Genomic DNA, 17,716 nt, shown 5'->3' with positions numbered 1-17,716 from the left:
GGGCCGGGCACCGGACCGGCGAGCACCGGAGGACACCACCATGCGGATCACCGTTCCCGCCCGACCCGTGGGGCAGCTCACCGACGCCTGGCGGCGGTGTGTCGGCACGGGACGATTCGAGTTGGCCCTGCGCCGCGACTACCAGGACTCGCTGGCCCTCATCCAGCAGGACATCGGATTCCGGCACATCCGGGGGCACGGCCTGCTCAGTGACGGCGTCGGCGTCCACCGCCCCTACCACAACGGCGGCGAACGTCAAGTGCACCACTCCTTCACGTACGTCGACCAGGTCGTCGACGCCTACCTCGGCCTGGGCATCCGGCCGTTCGTGGAGCTGGGCTTCATGCCGGAGGGGCTGGCCTCCGGCGAGCAGACGGTGTTCTGGTGGCAGGGCAACGTCACCCCGCCCCGCTGCTTCAGGGAGTGGGGCGACCTGGTCCGCGCCACGGTGGCCCACCTGGTCGACCGGTACGGCCTCGACGAGGTGCGCGGCTGGCCGATCGAGGTGTGGAACGAGCCGAACCTGCCCGACTTCTGGCAGGACGCCGACCGCAACGCCTACCACCGCCTCTACGAGGTGACCGCGCACGCGGTCAAGGAGGTCGACGCCGGGCTGCAGGTCGGCGGTCCGGCCATCTCGCCCGGCGCGGACGACTGGTGGGAGCCCTTCGCCGACTTCGTCACCACGCACGACGTGCCCGTCGACTTCGTCAGCCGGCACGCCTACACCTCCGGTCCCGCCCAGCACGTGCCGTTCGGCACCCACCAGACCCTGGCCCCGGCGTCGTCGCTGCTGGAACAGTTCGCCGCCCCGCGCCGGCACCTGTACGGCACCGCGCTGGCCGACCTGCCGGTGCACATCACCGAGTTCAACTCCTCCTACCGGCCGGACAACCCGATCCACGACACGGCCTTCCACGCGGCCTACCTCGCCCCGGTGCTGGCGGCCGGCGGCGACCTGGTCGACTCCTTCTCGTACTGGACGTTCAGCGACGTGTTCGAGGAGGTGGGGGTGCCGACCGCGCTGTTCCACGGCGGGTTCGGCCTGCTCACCCACCGCCAGATCAAGAAACCCACCTACCACCTGTACGCGTTCCTGGCCCGCCTCGGCGGCGACGTGCTCGCGCGGGGCGTCGACCACCTGGTCACCCGGCACCCCGACGGCCGGGTCGCCATCCTGGCCTGGGCCCCGGTGGACGTGACCGGCCTGCACCCGGTGCCCGACCGGCATCGGCTGGCCCTGTCGGTCCCGGTGGCCCCCGCCCCGACGACGGGCGGGGAGGTCACCTCGGCCTTCCTGCTCCGCTCCTCGGTCAACGAGGACGTCGGCAACGCCTGGACGGCCTGGAGCGAGATGGGCCGCCCCCGGTCCCCCCGCCCGGGGCAGCTCGACGCCCTGCGGGAGGCCGCCGAACCGGCCCGCTCCCACCGTGCCCTGCCGATCACCGCCGGCCGGGTCGACCTCGACCTCGACCTGGCCCGGCACGAGGTCACCCTCGTCGAGTTGGCCGCGGTCCGCGACGAGACCCCGCCGTGGTGGGACGAGGCGCGGCTGCTCGGCGGCCCCCCGGCGGCCGACCGGCAGGAGCGGTCGTGAGCGCGCAGACCTGGCGGGAGGTCGGCGACGGCCCGTTGTCGCGGGCCGCCGCCGCGGTGTACACGGTGCTCGTCGTCGGTTTCCTGCTGGTCCTCACCACCCTCCCCGGGCTGGTCCCGGTGCTCCTGCTGGGCCGTGACGCCAGCAACCTGCCGCTGGTGGCGCTCTGCCTGGTCCCGGTCGGTCCGGCCGTCTCCGCCGCCCTGTACGCCCTGCACCACCAACGCCCCGACCTGACCGACCTGCGGCCCGCCGCCCGGTTCCGGCAGGGTTACCGGGCCAACCTCGCGCAGGTGCTACGGATCTGGGTGCCGCTGCTGCTCTGGCTGACGGTCATCGCGGTCAACCTCGCCCACCTGTCCGTCGCGGGCGTCCCCACCGGCTGGGCGGTGCCGCTGCTCGCGATCGGGGGCGCGCTCACCCTGGCCGGCGGCAACGCGCTGGTGATCGCCTCGCTGTTCACCTTCCGCACCCGCGACGTGCTCCGGCTGGCGCTGTACTTCCTGGTCCGTACGCCCACCGTCACCGTCGGCACCGCCCTGCTGCTGGCCGCCGCCGGGGCGCTCACCGTGCTCGTCTCCGAGGCGCTGCCGGTGCTGCTGGCCGGGCCGTTCGTCCTGGCGTACCTGCGGGTCGCCGCCCCGATGACCGACCTCGTGCGTAAGGACTTCACCCGATGACCAGCCCCGCCACCGCCCCGGCCACCGGCACCGCCCCGGCCACCGCCACCGGAGCGGGGGAACCGCCGCCGCACCCGGCGTGGCTGCCGCCGGAGGCGTTCCGGGCGATCGGTGCCCGTCGGGTGCTGGTGCACGGCGACGGTACGCTCGTCGACACGGTCCACGACGAGGTGGCCCGCGCCTGCGCACGGCACGGCGGGCGGGTGCAGCGGACCGTCGCCGGGCCGGTCGACCTGGTGCTCGCCCTGCGCGACTCGGGACCGCTGCCCGAGGCGGTGCCGCCCGCCGCGACGGCGGCCCCGGGCCCCGGGGGCGGGTCGCCGGGCGACGAGGGCTTCCTGCTGACCCGCTCCGACGGCGTCACGGTCGTGCTGGCCGACGCCCCGGCCGGACTGCTGTACGGGCTGTTCCACCTGGTCCGCCTCGGCGAGGCCGCCTTCACCGGGGAGCAGCCGACGCGGGTGCACCGGCCGGTGCTGCGCCGCCGGATGCTCGACCACTGGGACAATGTGGCGGTGCACCCGGTGATGGGGCAGGTGGAGCGGGGCTACGCCGGCGGGTCAATCTTCTGGCGGGACGGCCGACCGCGCGGCGACCGGCACCGGCTGCGGGCGTACGGGCGGTTGCTCGCCTCCATGGGGATCAACGCGATCTCGGTGAACAACGTCAACGTCGGCCCCACCGAGGCGCTGCTGCTCACCGACCGGCTCGACGACGTGGCCGAGATCGCCGACCTGCTGCGTCCGTACGGCGTCCGGGTGCACCTGTCGGTGACCTTCGCCGCCCCCGTCGTCCTCGGCGACCTGTCCACCGCCGACCCGCTCGACGACGGGGTGCGCGACTGGTGGGAGAGCACCACCCGCCGGGTCTACGCGCGCATCCCCGACTTCGGCGGGTACGTGGTGAAGGCCGACTCGGAGGGGCAGCCCGGCCCGTTCAGCTACGGCCGCGACCACGCCGACGGGGCGAACCTGCTGGCCGGCGCGCTCGCCCCGCACGGGGGAGTGGTGCACTGGCGGGCGTTCGTCTACGACCACCGGCGGGACTGGCGGGACCGGACGACCGACCGGGCCCGTGCCGCCTACGACCACTTCGCCCCGCTGGACGGGCGGTTCGCCGAGAACGTCGTGCTCCAGGTGAAGTTCGGACCGGTCGACTTCCAGCCCCGCGAGCCGGTCTCGCCGGTGATCGCCGCCATGCCGGCCACCCGGCTGGCGGTCGAGTTGCAGGTGACCCAGGAGTACACCGGCCAGCAGTGGCACGCCTGCTACCTCGCCCCCTGGTGGCACGAGGTGCTGGCGTTCCGGCTGTGGGGGCCGGCGGAACGCAGCGTCGCCGACGTGCTGGCCGACGTGCCCGGCCCGGGGCCGCACCGGGGCGGCGACCTGGTGGCGGTGGCCAACGTGGGCGACGACCCGTTCTGGTGCGGGCATCCACTGGCCCAGGCCAACCTGTACGCCTTCGGCCGGCTGGCCTGGGACCCACGGCTCGACCCGGTGGCGCTCCTCGACGAGTGGATCGACCTGACCTTCCCGGCCTCGACGGTCGGTGACCCGGCGCTGGTCCGCGAGACGCTGCACGCCGTGCTGGACGACTCGTGGCGCACCTACGAGCGGTACACCGCCCCGCTGGGCGTCGGCTTCATGGTGAACCCGGCCGGCCACTACGGGCCGGGGGTCGACGGCTACGAGTACAGCCGGTGGGGCACCTACCACTTCGCCGACCGCGACGGCGTCGGGGTGGACCGGACCTGTGCGACCGGCACCGGGTTCGCCGGCCAGTACCCGCCGCCCTGGTCGCAGGTGTACGAGTCGCTGGAGCAGTGCCCGGACGAGCTGCTGCTCTTCTTCCACCACGTGCCGTACTCCCACGTGCTGCACAGCGGCAGCACGGTCATCCAGCACATCTACGACACCCACTTCGCGGGGGTGGAGGAGGTGGTGGCGATGCGGGACCGGTGGTCCCGGCTCGCCGGGATGATCGACCCGGCGGTGCACGACCGGGTCACCGAGCGTCTCGCCGAGCAGCTACGCTGCGCGACCGAGTGGCGGGACCAGGTCAACACGTACTTCTTCCGTAAGTCCGGGGTGCCCGACGCCCGGGGCCGCCGCATCCACTGACCCCCCGCGCCCGACCCGCCCCGGGGTGGCGTCGACGTCGGCCGGCGGAACCTGGCACGATCACGGGATGACCGGCCGATCCGCCCCCGACCAGCAGCTACGTGACCTGGCCCGGCTGCGCCGGGTGCGGGACCGGATCGACCGGGAGTACGCCCGACCGCTGGACGTCGAGGCGCTCGCCCGGGGCGTGCACATGTCGGCGGGTCACCTGAGCCGGCAGTTCCGCCGCGCCTACGGCGAGTCACCGTACTCCTATCTGATGACCAGGCGCATCGAGCGGGCGATGGCGCTGCTGCGCCGGGGCGACCTCAGCGTCACCGAGGTCTGCTTCGCGGTCGGCTGCTCGTCGCTGGGCACCTTCAGCACCCGCTTCGGCGAGCTGGTCGGCATGCCGCCGAGCAGCTACCGGGCGCTGGCGGCGCGGGGGTCGGCCCAGTTGCCGCCGTGCCTGACCAGACAGCTGACCCGACCGGTCAGGAATCGAGAAGCACCCGCCCCGGTCATCACCTAGCGTGAGCGGCATGGATCTCACCATCGACACCTGCGTCCTGCCGCACGACGATCCGGACGCCTCGCTGGCCTTCTACCGCGACATCCTCGGCTTCGAGGTCCGCAACGACGTCGGCGCCGGGAAGATGCGCTGGATCACCGTCGGGCCACCCGGCCAGCCCGGCACGTCGATCCTGCTGGCCCCGCCGGCGGTCGACCCCGGGGTCACCGACGAGGAACGCCGGACCATCGCCGAGATGATGGCCAAGGGCACCTACGGCTGGCTGATGCTGGCCACCGGCGACCTCGACGGCACCTTCGAGAAGGTGCAGGCCGGCGCCGCCGAGGTCGTCCAGGAGCCGATCGACCAGCCGTACGGGGTGCGCGACTGCGCCTTCCGCGACCCGGCCGGCAACCTGATCCGGGTCAAGGAGCTGCGCTGACTGCCCGTCCGGTGGGGTGGTCGGTCAGCAGTAGGTCCAGTCGCCCCACTGGTCGATCGGTACGTTGCAGGTGCTGCCCCGGGCCCAGGTCCCGTTCGAGTAGTAGAAGTTGACGGTCACGAACCCGCGCCACCACCAGCCGTAGAGCTGGCCGTAGCCGGACGAGTCGAGCGGGATCGAGGGGGAGTAGACCCAGTCGCCTGACTGGTTGTATCCCTCCAGGTAGACGAACCCGTAGGCCGGGCCGCTGTAGTTGAACGCGATCTGCTGACCGTTGGAGCCGGCCACCGCAGGCGGGGCGGCGGCTGTCACGGCGGCCACCGTGACGGCCGCACCGACCGCGATCCTGCCGATTCTCGTCGGTATCCGCATGTTCACCTCTTCTGACCGGGGCGTCGACGTGGCTGGCGGTGCAGGGGCGTGGGCCGGGCCCCCTGCCGCCGCAGGGGGCGGCGGTGGCCGTCAGAAGCAGGAGGTCCAGTCCGAACCGCTCTGCTCGGTCGGTACCCAGCAGGTACGGCTGTCCCGGCTGGCCCCGTCGGCGTAGTAGAAGTGCACCGTGACCCACCCCTTCCACCACCAGTCGTTCAACGCCCCGTAGCCGGTGGCACCGAGGTAGATCGACGGGGAGGTCACGTACTGTCCGTTGTTGTTGGTGCCCTCGAGGGTGGCGCGGCCCCAGGCGGGACCCCAGTCGAAGTAGACCTGTTGCCCGTTCGAGCCGGCCCGCGCCGGCGTCCCGGCGGACAGGCCGCCGGTCACACCGACCGCCACCGCGACGGTCGTGGCGAGGAGCCGGCCCGCGCCGGTCCGTGCTGTCGTCATGGCACCGTCCTCACTCCAAAGTGTCCATCCGTGTACGTACGGTAGACCCCGGCGGGTCGGATGCCCAGACGTCCGGTCGTTCCCGCGGTCACCAGGGGTGGACGGTGCCGTCCTCCAGCCGGTTGACCGGCAGGTACGCCGGGGCGTACGGGTAACGGGCCGCCGCCTGTTCGTCGATGTCCACCCCGAGTCCGGGGGTCTCCGCCGGGTGCAGGTAGCCGTCGGCGTAGTGGTAGCCGTGCGGGAAGACCTCGTCGGTGGCGTCGGTGTGCCGCATGTACTCCTGCAGGCCGAAGTTGGGGATGGCCAGGTCGACGTGGAGGGCGGCGGCCATGCAGACCGGGGAGAGGTCGGTGGCCCCGTGCGAGCCGCTGCGTACGTGGTGCAGCGCCGCCAGGTCGAAGATGCGCCGCAGGTGGGTGATGCCCCCGGCGTGCACCACCGTGGTGCGGATGTAGTCGATGAGCTGTTCCCGGATGAGCTGGGCGGCGTCCCAGATGGTGTTGAACACCTCGCCGACGGCGACCGGGGTGGTGGTGTGCTGCCGGATCAGCCGGAACCCCTCCGGCAGCTCGGCGGGGACCGGGTCCTCCATCCAGGTCAGCGCGTACGGCTCCAGGCTCCTGCCGAGCCGGGCGGCCTCGATCGGGCTGAGCCGGTGGTGCACGTCGTGCAGCAGCCGCAGGGTGGGGCCGAACTCGTCGCGTACCCGGGCGAAGACCGTCGGGACGTGCGCCAGGTACCGCGCGGTGGACCAGGTGGCCTCGCTGGGCAGGGCCGCGTCGGCCGGCTCGTAGAACAGCTTGTCGGCGCTGACCCCGTAGGTCTTCGGCAGGCCCGGCACGCCGCACTGCACCCGGATCGCCCGGTAGCCGAGGTCGACGTAGCGGGCGACCTCGACCAGCACGTCCTCGACGGTCTCGCCGTTGGCGTGCCCGTAGACGGTGACCCCGTCGCGGGACCGGCCGCCGAGCAGCTGGTAGACCGGCAGGCCGGCGACCTTGCCCTTGATGTCCCACAGCGCGGTGTCCACGGCGGCGATCGCGCTCATCGTCACTGGTCCGCGCCGCCAGTAGGCGCCCTGGTAGAGGTACTGCCAGGTGTCCTCGATCCGGGCCGGGTCGCGCCCGATCAGCAGCGGCACGACGTGGTCGCGCAGGTAGGACGCGACGGCGAGTTCCCGGCCGTTGAGGGTGGCGTCCCCGACGCCGGTGACCCCCTCGTCGGTGACGATCTTCAGGGTGACGAAGTTGCGGCCCGGACAGGTCACGATGACCCGGGCGTCGACGATCCTCATACGGCCTCCTGCGGGTGGCGGCGAAGGCCGTGTGGTCCGTCTCGGGCGGACGAGGGCCGTGGTCCGTCGCGCGGGCACGGCAGGTGGACGCGACGACGCCGGTGGACCGGTCGCCGCCCGTCCGGCCCGGCTCCGGGCCCGCCGCGCGGTCGCCACGAAGTTTGGAACCGCCCGCGCGGGCGTGTCAAGGGTCGGCCCGACCGAACGGATGTGACCGCTCACCTGTTCGGCGCATGTCGGCTGTTCGATGGCTGGTCGGAGCGGTGATCGTGGATGCCGTGCCGGGGCCGCTCAGGATGGTTACGGCAGTGTTACATGGATGCGCCTTGACGGATTCCATGTGAGCGCTAACACTTGCCCCCAACGATTGAACGGAGAACGGCATGGATGCAGGCGCGAAGCCGCAGGACCGGTACGTCGTCGGCGTCGACTACGGCACGCTGTCGGGTCGGGCGCTGGTGGTGCGGGTCGGCGACGGCGCCGAGCTGGGCACGGCGGTGCACGAGTACCGCCACGCGGTGATGGAGACGACGCTCGCCGCCGACGGCCAGCCCCTGCCGGCCGACTGGGCGCTGCAGGACCCGGACGACTACCGCGAGGTGCTGCGCCGGGCGGTACCCGCCGCGCTCGCCGAGAGCGGCGTCGACCCGGCCCAGGTGGTCGCCATCGGCATCGACTTCACCGCCTGCACCGTGCTGCCCACCCTGGCCGACGGCACGCCGCTGTGCGAGCTGCCCGACCTGCGTACCCGCCCGCACGCCTGGGTGAAGCTGTGGAAGCACCACGCCGCCCAGCCGCAGGCCGACCGGATCAACGCGCTGGCCCACTCCCGGGGCGAGTCCTGGATCGGCCGCTACGGCGGCAAGATCTCCGCCGAGTGGCAGTACGCCAAGGGGCTGCAGCTGCTGGAGGAGGACCCGGAGATCTACGCCCGCGCCGAGCGCTGGATCGAGGCCGCCGACTGGATCGTCTGGCAGCTCTGCGGCGTCGAGACCCGTAACGTCTGCACCGCGGGCTACAAGGGGCTGCTCCAGGACGGCCACTACCCGTCGCCGGCGTACCTGTCCGCGCTGAACCCGGGCTTCGCCGACTTCGTCGCCAAGATCGACGGGCCGCTGGCGCAGCTCGGCACGCGGGCCGGCGGGCTCACCGCGCAGGCCGCCGCCTGGACCGGGCTGCCGGAGGGGATCGCGGTGGCCGTCGGCAACGTCGACGCCCACGTCACCGCCGCCGCCGCGCAGGCGCTGACCCCCGGCCGGCTGGTCGCCATCATGGGCACCTCCACCTGCCACGTGGTCAACGGTACCGAGCGGGCCGAGGTCGCCGGCATGTGCGGCGTGGTCGACGGCGGGATCAGCGCCGGTTCCTGGGGCTACGAGGCCGGCCAGAGCGGCGTCGGCGACATCTTCGGCTGGTACGTCAAGCACGCCGCCCCCGCCGGCTTCGACTCCCACGAGGCGCTGACCGAGGCCGCCGCCGCCCAGCCGGTCGGCGCGCACGGCCTGGTCGCCCTGGACTGGTGGAACGGCAACCGGTCGCTGCTGGTCAACCACGACCTCAGCGGGGTGCTTGTCGGGCTGACCCTGGCCACCCGGCCGCCGGACGTCTACCGCGCCCTGCTGGAGTCCACCGCGTTCGGCACCCGCATGATCATCGAGGCGTTCGCCGAGGCGGGCGTCCCGGTCGACGAGCTGATCGTGGCCGGTGGGCTGACCGGCAACAGCCTGCTGATGCAGATCTACGCCGACGTGACCCGGCGTCCGCTGGGCATCATCGGCTCGGCGCAGGGCCCGGCCCTGGGCTCGGCGATCCACGCGGCGGTCGCGGCCGGCGCGTACCCCGACGTGCCGACCGCCTCGGCGGCGATGGGCCGGGTCGACCGCGAGGTCTACCGGCCCGACCCGGAGCGCGCCGACGCCTACGACGCCCTCTACGCCGAGTACCGCCGGTTGCACGACCACTTCGGCCGGGGCGGCGACGACGTGCTGCTGCGGCTGCGGGCGATCCGCAACGCCGCCCGCCGTCCGGCCGTCGCGCCCGCCGCCGAACCGACCACCGACCCCCTGGAGGTGCCGGCATGACCCTCGACCTCGACGCCGAGGTGGCCCGGCTGCGCGAGCAGGTGGCCACCCTGCACGGCGAGCTGGTGCGCTACAACCTGGTGGCCTGGACGGCCGGCAACGTCTCGGCCCGGGTGCCCGGCCGGGAGCTGATGGTGATCAAGCCGAGCGGGGTGTCCTACGACGACCTGCGGCCCGACAACATGATCGTCTGTGACCTCGACGGTGTCGTGGTCGACGGCGACCTCTCGCCGTCCAGCGACACCGCCGCCCACGCCTACGTCTACCGGGCGATGCCCGAGGTCGGCGGCGTGGTGCACACCCACAGCGGGTACGCCACCGCCTGGGCCGCCTGCGGCGAGGCGATCCCGTGCAACCTCACCGCCCAGGCCGACGAGTTCGGCGGCGAGATCCCGGTCGGTCCGTTCGCGCTCATCGGCGGGGACGACATCGGCAAGGGCATCGTGGCGACCCTGTCCGGGCACCGCTCACCGGCGGTGCTGATGCGCAACCACGGCGTGTTCACCATCGGCAAGGACGCCCGCGCGGCGGTGAAGGCCGCCGTGATGTGCGAGGACGTGGCCCGCACCGCCCACCTGGCCCGGACGCTCGGCACCCCGGTGCCGATGGCCCAGGCCGACATCGACTCCCTCTACGACCGCTACCAGAACGTCTACGGGCAGTCGGGGCCGTAACGCCCGACCGCCCGTCCTCGCCACCGGTCCGCCCCGGCGGACCGGTCGATCCACCGCAACCCGATGCACCACCCCTGGAAGGTCCGGTCCGTCCGGCGTGCCGTGCCGGCCGGTCCTTCCGCGCACGCACCATCCCCCACCTCATCCCCGTACAAGGAGTCTTCACATGGCGAAGACCGGTATTACCCTCACCCGGCGCGGCCTCGGCGCGATGCTCGCCGTCGGCCTGCTGGCCGGCGGACTCGCCGGCTGCGGCAACAGCGACACCGGCGGTGACGACAAGAGCAGCGGCGGCAGCGGCAACGACAAGCTCGTCATCGGCTTCTCGCAGGTCGGTGCGGAGAGCGGCTGGCGCACGGCGAACACCAACTCGATCAAGGAGTCGGCCGCCGAGGCCGGCTACGAGCTGAAGTTCGACGACGCGCAGGGCAAGCAGGAGAACCAGATCAAGGCGATCCGCAACTTCATCCAGCAGAAGGTCGACGTGATCGCCTTCTCGCCGGTGGTGGAGTCGGGTTGGGACACCGTGCTCAAGGAGGCCAAGGACGCCAAGATCCCGGTGATCCTGACCGACCGGGCCGTGGACTCGGCCGACAAGAGCCTCTACAAGACCTTCATCGGCTCGGACTTCGTCAAGGAGGGCAAGCTCGCGGGCGAGTGGCTGGTCAAGGAGAAGGCGTCCGCGGCCGGTCCGGTGAACATCGTCGAGCTGCAGGGCACCACCGGTTCGGCGCCGGCCAACGACCGCAAGAAGGGCTTCGCCGAGGCGATCGCCGCCAACCCCAACCTGAAGGTCGTCGCCTCGCAGAGCGGTGACTTCACCCGGGCCGGCGGCAAGCAGGTCATGGAGCAGTTCCTCAAGGCCAACCCGAAGATCGACGTGCTCTTCGCGCACAACGACGACATGGGCCTGGGCGCGCTGGAGGCGATCACCGCGGCGGGCAAGACGCCCGGCAAGGACATCACCATCATCACCATCGACGCGGTCAAGGACGGCATGCAGGCGCTTGCCGACGGCAAGTTCAACTTCATCGCGGAGTGCAGCCCGCTGCTCGGCCCGCAGCTGATGGACCTGGCCAAGAAGGTCAAGGCCGGCGAGGAGGTCCCCGCCCGGGTCGAGACCGAGGAGACCACCTTCACCCAGGAGCAGGCCAAGGCGGCCCTGCCCAACCGGAAGTACTGATCCGACCGGAGGCCGCCGCGTTCGGCGCGGCGGCCTCCGCTTCCGACGAAAGGTTCGGTGGGATGTCGGAGAGGCATCCGGTCCTGACGATGACCGCGATCAGCAAGATCTTCCCCGGGGTCCGCGCCCTCGACGGCGTCGACCTGCGGCTCTTTCCCGGTGAGGTGCACGCCCTGATGGGCGAGAACGGTGCCGGGAAGTCAACCCTCATCAAAGTGCTGACCGGCGTCTACGGCACCGATTCCGGCACCATCACCCTCGACGGCGCACAGGTCTCCTTCTCCGGCCCGATGCAGGCCACCGCCGCCGGGGTGAGCACCGTCTACCAGGAGGTCAACCTCCTGCCGAACCTGTCGGTCGCGGAGAACATCTACATCGGCCGGGAGCCGCGCCGCTTCGGCGCGGTGAACTGGCGCGAGATGCGCCGCGGGGCCAAGGACCTGCTCGCCCGCATCGACCTGGACATCGACGTCACCGAACTGCTCGGCAACTACTCGCTGGCCGTGCAGCAGATGGTCGCCATCGCCCGCGCCGTCGACATCCGGGCCCGGGTGCTGATCCTCGACGAGCCGACCTCCAGCCTGGACGCCGACGAGGTGGCCCAGCTGATGCGGATCATGCGGCAGCTGCGCGACGACGGCATCGCGATCATCTTCGTCACCCACTTCCTCGACCAGGTCTACGCCATCGCCGACCGGATCACCGTGCTGCGCAACGGCCGGCTCGTCGGCGAGTACCTGACCAGCGAACTGCCCCAGATCGCGCTGGTGGAGAAGATGATCGGCAAGGAGCTGGACGCCCTGGAACGCCTCGACGAGGCGACCAGCGGCGGGGACCGGGCGGCCCTGGAGTCGGGCACCCCGCTGGTGGCGGCCGACGGGCTCGGCCGGTCCGGTTCCGTCGCCCCGTTCAGCCTCACCATCCACCAGGGCGAGGTGGTCGGCCTGGCCGGTCTGCTCGGCTCGGGACGTACCGAGGTGGCCCGGTTGTTCTTCGGCGCGGACCGCGCCGACGCCGGCCGGCTCTGCGTGGACGGCACCCCGGTGACGATCCGCAACCCGGTGGCCGCCATCGACCGGGACATCGCGTTCTGCTCCGAGAACCGCCGCACCGAGGGACTGGTCGGCGAGCTGTCGGTGCGGGAGAACATCATCCTCGCCATGCAGGCGGCCCGGGGCTGGCTGCGGCCGTTGCCGCGTCGCCGGCAGGACGAGCTGGTCCAGCACTGGATCAAGGCGTTGAGCATCCGGCCGGCCGATCCGGAGATGCCGGTGCGTAACCTGTCCGGCGGCAACCAGCAGAAGGTGCTGCTGGCCCGCTGGCTGATCACCGAACCCCGGCTGCTGATCCTCGACGAACCGACCCGGGGCATCGACATCGGTGCCAAGACCGAGATCCAGCGCCTGGTCGCGCAGCTCTCCGACGGTGGGATGGCGGTGCTGTTCATCTCCGCCGAACTGGAGGAGGTGCTGCGGCTGAGCCACAAGGTCGCCGTCATGCGGGACCGGCAGCTGGTCACCGAGATCACCAACGACGACACCCTCGATGCCGCCCGCGTCATGCAGGTCATCGCCAGCGGCAGTTCCCAGGAAGGGTCGGTGCCGGCATGAGCACCGTACGGGCCCGCGCTGCGGGCATCACCGGCCACCGGCTGTTCTGGCCGCTCGTGGTGCTGGTGCTGCTGCTGGTGGCGAACGCCGTCTACCGGCCGAGCTTCCTGTCGGTCGAGCTGAAGAACGGCCACCTCTACGGCAGCCTGATCGACATCGTCCGGCTCAGCGCCCCGCTGATCCTGGTCGCCCTGGGCATGTCCCTGGTGATCGCCACCGGCGGCATCGACCTGTCGGTGGGCGCGGTGGCGGCGGTGGCCGGCGCGGTCGCCTGCCTCTACATCAGCGAGCAGCCCGACCAGAACAGCGTGGGCGTGGTGCTCACCGCGGTGGCCCTCGGCTTCGGCGTCGCCCTGCTGCTCGGAGCCTGGAACGGCATCCTGGTCGCCGGGATCGGCATCCAACCGATCATCGCCACGCTGATCCTCATGGTGGCCGGCCGGGGGCTCGCCCAGCTGATCGCCGAGGGGCAGATCATCACCATCAACAGCGGGCCGTACAAGGTGATCGGGGTGGGGCACGTGCTGACCCTGCCGTTCGCCATCGTCATCGCCCTCGCGGTGACCGTGCTGGTGGCGGTGCTGACCCGGCGTACCGCGCTCGGCATGATCATCGAGTCGGTCGGCGGGAACGCCGAGGCCAGCCGGCTGGCCGGCATCCGCTCCCGCCGGATCACCTTCCTGGTGTACGTGGTGAGCGCCGCCTGCGCCGCCATCGCCGGGTTCATGATGACGGCCAACGTCTCCAGCGCCGACGGCAACGCGGTCGGCCTCTGGGTCGAGCTGGACGCCATCCTGGCCGTGGTCATCGGCGGCACCGCGCTGGCCGGCGGCCGGTTCTACCTCGGTGGCACCGTGGTCGGCGCGCTGCTCATCCAGACCCTGACCACCTCGGTCTACGCCATGAACATCGACCCGCAGACGTCCCTGCTGTTCAAGGCGGTCGTGGTGATCGTGGTCTGTCTCATCCAGGCCCCGGCCTTCCGGGCGCGGTTCCGCCGTCGGCGCAGCGTCCCGGTCACGCCGGTGGAGCCGGTCGGCACAGAGAAGGAGCAGGTTCCGGCATGACCACGACCCCGTTGGCCGCCCGCCCGGGGCGTGCCTGGTGGCGGGTGCCACCCCGGCACGTACCGGTGCTCGCCACCGCAGCCCTGCTGCTGGTGATGTACTCCATCGGTGTTTCGCAGTACCAGGCGTTCTCCAACATCCAGGTCGTCTTCAACGTCTTCATCGACAACGGCTTCCTGCTGGTCGTCGCGGTCGGGATGACCTTCGTGATCCTCACCGGCGGCATCGACCTGTCGGTCGGGTCGGTGGTGGCGATGACCGCGATGGTGTCGGCCTCGTTGCTGGGCAACGGGCTGCACCCCGCCGTGGTGCTGGTGATCGCGCTGCTGATCGGCCCGATCCTCGGCTTCGCGATGGGCTGTGTGATCCATTTCTTCGACATCCAACCCTTCATCGTCACCCTCGCCGGGATGTTCTTTGCCCGGGGTGTGTGCACCTGGATCAGCACCACCTCGATCCCGATCACCGACGGCTTCTGGACCAGCACCGCCCAGCACCGCATCCACCTCGGCGAGAACTTCGTCTCGGTCGGCGCGCTGATCGCCGTCGGGGTGGTGGCCGTGGCGGCGGCCGTGCTGGCGTACACCCGGCTGGGCCGCAACGTGTACGCCATCGGCGGCAACCAGCAGTCCGCGCTGCTGATGGGCCTGCCGGTGGGTCGTACGAAGATCGCGGTCTACACGATCAGCGGGCTCTGCTCGGCGATCGGCGGCATCCTGCTGTCCTTCTACACCCTGTCGGGTGCCCCGCTCATCGCGGTGGGCATGGAGCTGGACGTGATCGCGGCGGTCGTCATCGGCGGCACCCTGCTCACCGGCGGGTCCGGCTACATCTTCGGCACCCTGCTCGGGGTGCTGGTGCTCAGCATCATCCAGACGTTGATCACCTTCGACGGCACCCTCAACTCGTGGTGGACCAAGATCGTCATTGGTGGCCTGCTGTTCGTGTTCATCCTGCTCCAACGCCTCGTCGGCATCCGTACCAAGTAACCCTCGCCAGCCCCACCGGAAGGCAACGCCCATGACCAACCCATCCCCGGTCGCCGAGGTCTGGTTCCTCACCGGCAGCCAGGGCCTGTACGGCCCGGAGACCCTGCGCCAGGTGGCCGAGCAGTCCCGGCGGATCGCCGAACGACTCGACGCCGACCCGGCCGTCCCGGCCCGGGTGGTCTGGAAGCCGGTGCTGACCTCCAGCGCCGAGATCCTCGCCGTCTGCCGCGACGCCGCCGTACAGGGCGCGGTCGGGGTGATCGCCTGGATGCACACGTTCTCCCCGGCCAAGATGTGGATCTCCGGGTTGGACGCGCTGCGCACCCCGCTGCTGCACCTGCACACCCAGGCCAACGTGGAACTGCCCTGGTCCGAGATCGACATGGACTTCATGAACCTCAACCAGGCCGCCCACGGCGACCGGGAGTTCGGGTACGTCCAGACCCGGCTCGGTGTCGCCCGCAAGACCGTCGCCGGGCACGTCAGCGACCCACGGGTCGCCGCCCGGATCGGCGCGTGGACCCGGGCCGCGATCGGGCACGCCGAGATGCGCTCGCTGCGGCTGGCCCGCTTCGGCGACAACATGCGCGACGTGGCCGTCACCGAGGGTGACAAGGTCGAGGCCGAGCTGCGCTTCGGCGTGTCGGTGAACACCTACGGGGTCAACGACCTGGTCGAGGCCGTCGACGCGGTCGCCGAAGCCCGCATCGACGACCTGGTCAAGGCGTACGACGACAGTTACCGGCTGGTCGACGCGCTGCGCCCCGGTGGCGACCGGCACGACTCGCTGCGCTACGCCGCCCGGATCGAGGCGGGGCTGCGCGACTTCCTCGACGCCGGTGGCTTCCGTGCCTTCACCACCAACTTCGAGGACCTCGGCGGGCTGCGGCAGCTGCCCGGCCTCGCGGTGCAGCGGTTGATGGCCGACGGGTACGGCTTCGGCGGCGAGGGCGACTGGAAGACCTCGGTGCTGGTGCGCACGCTCAAGTCGATGTCCGTCGGCACCACCGGCGGCACCTCGTTCATGGAGGACTACACCTACGACCTCACCCCCGGCCGGGAACTGGTGCTCGGGGCGCACATGCTGGAGGTCTGCCCGACCATCGCGGCGGCCACCCCGAACGTCGAGATCCACCCGCTGGGCATCGGCGGCCGGGAGGACCCGGTCCGGTTGGTCTTCGACGCCCAGCCCGGCCCGGCCGTGGTGCTCGGCCTGGCCGACATGGGGGAGCGGTTCCGGCTGGTCGCCAACGAGATCGACGTGGTCGCGCCGCCGTACCCGCTGCCGAAGCTGCCGGTCGCCCGCGCGGTGTGGCGGCCCCGGCCGGACCTGGCCGGGTCGGCGGAGGCCTGGCTCACCGCCGGCGCCCCGCACCACACGGTGCTGTCCCAGGCCGTCGGCGTCGAGGAGCTGCACGACCTCGCCGAGATGGTCAGCACCGAGCTGGTCGTCATCGACGCCGACACGACCCCCCGCCGGTTCGCCGACGAGCTGCGCTGGAACCAGGCCTACTACCGCCTGGCCCGGGGTTTCTGACCCGCCATGGGCCAGCAGCGGCCCGAACGCGCCGCGGTGATGAGCGACGTCGCGCAACTCGCCGGGGTGTCGCACCAGACCGTGTCCCGGGTGCTCAACAACCACCCGAGCGTTCGGCCGGAGACCCGGGAACGGGTGCTGCGTGCCGTGCACCAGCTCAACTACCGGCCCAACGCCCTGGCCCGGGGGTTGGCCGGCCGGCGTTCCCGGGTCATCGGCGTGGTCAGCTTCGACACCATCCTGTTCGGGCCGGCGGCCACCCTGCTGGGCATCGAACGGGCGGCCCGCGCCGCCGGGTACGGCATCAGCATCGTCACCCTGGAGCGGCTGGACCGTAGCGGGATGCGCTCGGCCATCGACGCGCTGACCGAGCAGTCGGTGGCCGGCGTCGTCGTCATCACCCCGATGATGACGGCGTCGGTCGCCGTGCACGGCCTGCCCACCGGGGTGCCCGCGGTGGTGGTCGAGGCCAGCGGGGAGCGCGGTGAACTGCCCAGCATCTCCGTGGACCAGGTGGCCGGGGCCCGGCTGGCGGTCCGGCACCTGCTCGACCTCGGCCACGAGACGGTGTGGCACATCGCCGGGCCCCGGGACTGGCTGGAGGCCCGGGACCGGGTCGACGGCTGGCGGCAGACCCTGGAGCAGGCGGGTCGCCGCGTCCCACCGGTCATCGTCGGCGACTGGAGCCCCCGGGCCGGCTACGAGCTGGGGCAGTCCCTGGTGGAGCGCCCCGACGTGACGGCGGTGTTCTGCGCCAACGACCACCAGGCGCTCGGCCTGCTGCGCGCCCTGCACCAGCGGGGCGCGCGGATTCCCGAGGACGTCAGCGTCGTCGGCTTCGACGACATCCCCGAGGCCGAGTACCTCTCCCCGCCGCTGACCACCGTGCGGCAGGACTTCGACGAGGTCGGCCGCCGGTGCGTGGCGGCCCTGCTGGAACTCTTCGACGGCACCGGCGCGGGTACCCCCCGTCCCCAGGTCGAGCCGGAGCTCGTCGTCCGCGCGAGCAGCGGCAACCGCCGCCCCTGACCCGCCCGCCCGCGTCGGCGGGCCCCTTCGGCTGCGCGGTGCCGCCCCGCGACCCGTACCCGGTGGTGGCAGTGCGCCCCTGAGCCGGGCCGGTG

General features: G+C 71.9%; 16 protein-coding genes. 13 read left to right on the top strand and 3 right to left on the bottom strand.

Annotation, left to right across the window (positions count from 1 at the left end; genetic code table 11):
* Window positions 1–40 precede the first annotated feature (40 nt).
* From JQX11_RS01375 to JQX11_RS01355, 5 genes are all read left to right on the top strand, one after another.
* Window positions 41–1,597 (top strand): GH39 family glycosyl hydrolase, encoded by a 1,557-nt coding sequence (locus JQX11_RS01375; RefSeq protein ID WP_204923082.1) that lies wholly within the window; start codon window positions 41–43, stop codon window positions 1,595–1,597.
* Entirely contained in the window at window positions 1,594–2,277 is a 684-nt protein-coding gene (locus tag JQX11_RS01370) for a DUF624 domain-containing protein (RefSeq protein WP_204923081.1), read from the top strand. The genes JQX11_RS01375 and JQX11_RS01370 overlap by 4 nt, the downstream gene beginning before the upstream one ends.
* Window positions 2,274–4,397: an alpha-glucuronidase gene (locus tag JQX11_RS01365; RefSeq protein WP_204923080.1), complete on the top strand. Its 2,124-nt coding sequence runs from the start codon at window positions 2,274–2,276 to the stop codon at window positions 4,395–4,397. Before JQX11_RS01370 ends, JQX11_RS01365 begins: the two co-directional genes overlap by 4 nt.
* 67 nt (window positions 4,398–4,464) lie before the next feature.
* Entirely contained in the window at window positions 4,465–4,908 is a 444-nt protein-coding gene (locus JQX11_RS01360) for a helix-turn-helix transcriptional regulator (RefSeq protein WP_204923079.1), read from the top strand.
* Between the two features lie 10 nt (window positions 4,909–4,918).
* Entirely contained in the window at window positions 4,919–5,329 is a 411-nt protein-coding gene (locus JQX11_RS01355) for a VOC family protein (RefSeq protein WP_204923078.1), read from the top strand.
* Window positions 5,330–5,353: 24 nt separating this feature from the next.
* On the opposite strand, the gene JQX11_RS01350 is transcribed toward JQX11_RS01355, so the two are convergent.
* The 3 genes from JQX11_RS01350 to manD all read right to left on the bottom strand — a co-directional run bounded on the left by JQX11_RS01350 (window position 5,354) and on the right by manD (window position 7,451).
* A complete protein-coding gene (locus JQX11_RS01350; RefSeq protein ID WP_204923077.1) occupies window positions 5,354–5,641 on the bottom strand; it encodes a hypothetical protein in 288 nt (95 codons plus the stop codon).
* 150 nt (window positions 5,642–5,791) lie between these two features.
* A complete protein-coding gene (locus tag JQX11_RS01345) occupies window positions 5,792–6,154 on the bottom strand; it encodes a hypothetical protein (RefSeq protein ID WP_204923076.1) in 363 nt (120 codons plus the stop codon).
* An 88-nt stretch (window positions 6,155–6,242) separates the two neighbouring features.
* Complete coding sequence (manD, locus tag JQX11_RS01340; RefSeq protein ID WP_088644183.1) at window positions 6,243–7,451, bottom strand: D-mannonate dehydratase ManD; 1,209 nt, start codon at window positions 7,449–7,451, stop codon at window positions 6,243–6,245.
* 383 nt (window positions 7,452–7,834) lie between these two features.
* On the opposite strand from manD, the gene araB reads away from it, so the two are divergent.
* From araB to JQX11_RS01300, 8 genes are all read left to right on the top strand, one after another.
* A complete protein-coding gene (araB, locus tag JQX11_RS01335; protein WP_204923075.1) occupies window positions 7,835–9,532 on the top strand; it encodes a ribulokinase in 1,698 nt (565 codons plus the stop codon).
* Window positions 9,529–10,206 (top strand): L-ribulose-5-phosphate 4-epimerase, encoded by a 678-nt coding sequence (locus JQX11_RS01330; RefSeq protein ID WP_204923074.1) that lies wholly within the window; start codon window positions 9,529–9,531, stop codon window positions 10,204–10,206. Before araB ends, JQX11_RS01330 begins: the two co-directional genes overlap by 4 nt.
* Before the next feature lie 166 nt (window positions 10,207–10,372).
* Window positions 10,373–11,389: an ABC transporter substrate-binding protein gene (locus tag JQX11_RS01325; RefSeq protein ID WP_204923073.1), complete on the top strand. Its 1,017-nt coding sequence runs from the start codon at window positions 10,373–10,375 to the stop codon at window positions 11,387–11,389.
* Window positions 11,390–11,451: 62 nt separating this feature from the next.
* Window positions 11,452–12,999, top strand: a complete 1,548-nt coding sequence (locus JQX11_RS01320; RefSeq protein WP_204923072.1) for a sugar ABC transporter ATP-binding protein — start codon at window positions 11,452–11,454, stop codon at window positions 12,997–12,999.
* Window positions 12,996–14,066, top strand: coding sequence for an ABC transporter permease (locus JQX11_RS01315; RefSeq protein WP_204923071.1), 1,071 nt, complete (start codon window positions 12,996–12,998; stop codon window positions 14,064–14,066). Before JQX11_RS01320 ends, JQX11_RS01315 begins: the two co-directional genes overlap by 4 nt.
* Window positions 14,063–15,055, top strand: a complete 993-nt coding sequence (yjfF, locus tag JQX11_RS01310; protein WP_204923070.1) for a galactofuranose ABC transporter, permease protein YjfF — start codon at window positions 14,063–14,065, stop codon at window positions 15,053–15,055. The genes JQX11_RS01315 and yjfF overlap by 4 nt, the downstream gene beginning before the upstream one ends.
* Before the next feature lie 31 nt (window positions 15,056–15,086).
* Window positions 15,087–16,592, top strand: coding sequence for an L-arabinose isomerase (gene araA / locus JQX11_RS01305; RefSeq protein WP_204923069.1), 1,506 nt, complete (start codon window positions 15,087–15,089; stop codon window positions 16,590–16,592).
* 6 nt (window positions 16,593–16,598) lie between these two features.
* Complete coding sequence (locus JQX11_RS01300; protein ID WP_232376994.1) at window positions 16,599–17,621, top strand: LacI family DNA-binding transcriptional regulator; 1,023 nt, start codon at window positions 16,599–16,601, stop codon at window positions 17,619–17,621.
* Window positions 17,622–17,716 lie beyond the last annotated feature (95 nt).

Origin of the sequence: Micromonospora humida, assembly GCF_016901255.1 — a bacterium.
GTDB classification, from domain to species: domain Bacteria; phylum Actinomycetota; class Actinomycetes; order Mycobacteriales; family Micromonosporaceae; genus Micromonospora; species Micromonospora wenchangensis.
Note: the sequence above shows the minus strand (reverse complement) of the source record. Positions and strands in the feature narration are given on the sequence as shown.

Excerpts from the sequence above, each read along its gene's own strand:
- JQX11_RS01375 (WP_204923082.1), top strand. The coding sequence starts at position 41 with ATGCGGATCACCGTTCCCGCCCGACCCGTGGGGCAGCTCACCGACGCC.
- JQX11_RS01365 (WP_204923080.1), top strand. The coding sequence starts at position 2,274 with ATGACCAGCCCCGCCACCGCCCCGGCCACCGGCACCGCCCCGGCCACC.
- JQX11_RS01360 (WP_204923079.1), top strand. The coding sequence starts at position 4,465 with ATGACCGGCCGATCCGCCCCCGACCAGCAGCTACGTGACCTGGCCCGG.
- JQX11_RS01355 (WP_204923078.1), top strand. The coding sequence starts at position 4,919 with ATGGATCTCACCATCGACACCTGCGTCCTGCCGCACGACGATCCGGAC.
- JQX11_RS01345 (WP_204923076.1), bottom strand. The coding sequence starts at position 6,154 with ATGACGACAGCACGGACCGGCGCGGGCCGGCTCCTCGCCACGACCGTC.
- manD (WP_088644183.1), bottom strand. The coding sequence starts at position 7,451 with ATGAGGATCGTCGACGCCCGGGTCATCGTGACCTGTCCGGGCCGCAAC.
- araB (WP_204923075.1), top strand. The coding sequence starts at position 7,835 with ATGGATGCAGGCGCGAAGCCGCAGGACCGGTACGTCGTCGGCGTCGAC.
- JQX11_RS01330 (WP_204923074.1), top strand. The coding sequence starts at position 9,529 with ATGACCCTCGACCTCGACGCCGAGGTGGCCCGGCTGCGCGAGCAGGTG.
- JQX11_RS01325 (WP_204923073.1), top strand. The coding sequence starts at position 10,373 with ATGGCGAAGACCGGTATTACCCTCACCCGGCGCGGCCTCGGCGCGATG.
- JQX11_RS01320 (WP_204923072.1), top strand. The coding sequence starts at position 11,452 with ATGTCGGAGAGGCATCCGGTCCTGACGATGACCGCGATCAGCAAGATC.
- JQX11_RS01315 (WP_204923071.1), top strand. The coding sequence starts at position 12,996 with ATGAGCACCGTACGGGCCCGCGCTGCGGGCATCACCGGCCACCGGCTG.
- yjfF (WP_204923070.1), top strand. The coding sequence starts at position 14,063 with ATGACCACGACCCCGTTGGCCGCCCGCCCGGGGCGTGCCTGGTGGCGG.
- araA (WP_204923069.1), top strand. The coding sequence starts at position 15,087 with ATGACCAACCCATCCCCGGTCGCCGAGGTCTGGTTCCTCACCGGCAGC.
- JQX11_RS01300 (WP_232376994.1), top strand. The coding sequence starts at position 16,599 with ATGGGCCAGCAGCGGCCCGAACGCGCCGCGGTGATGAGCGACGTCGCG.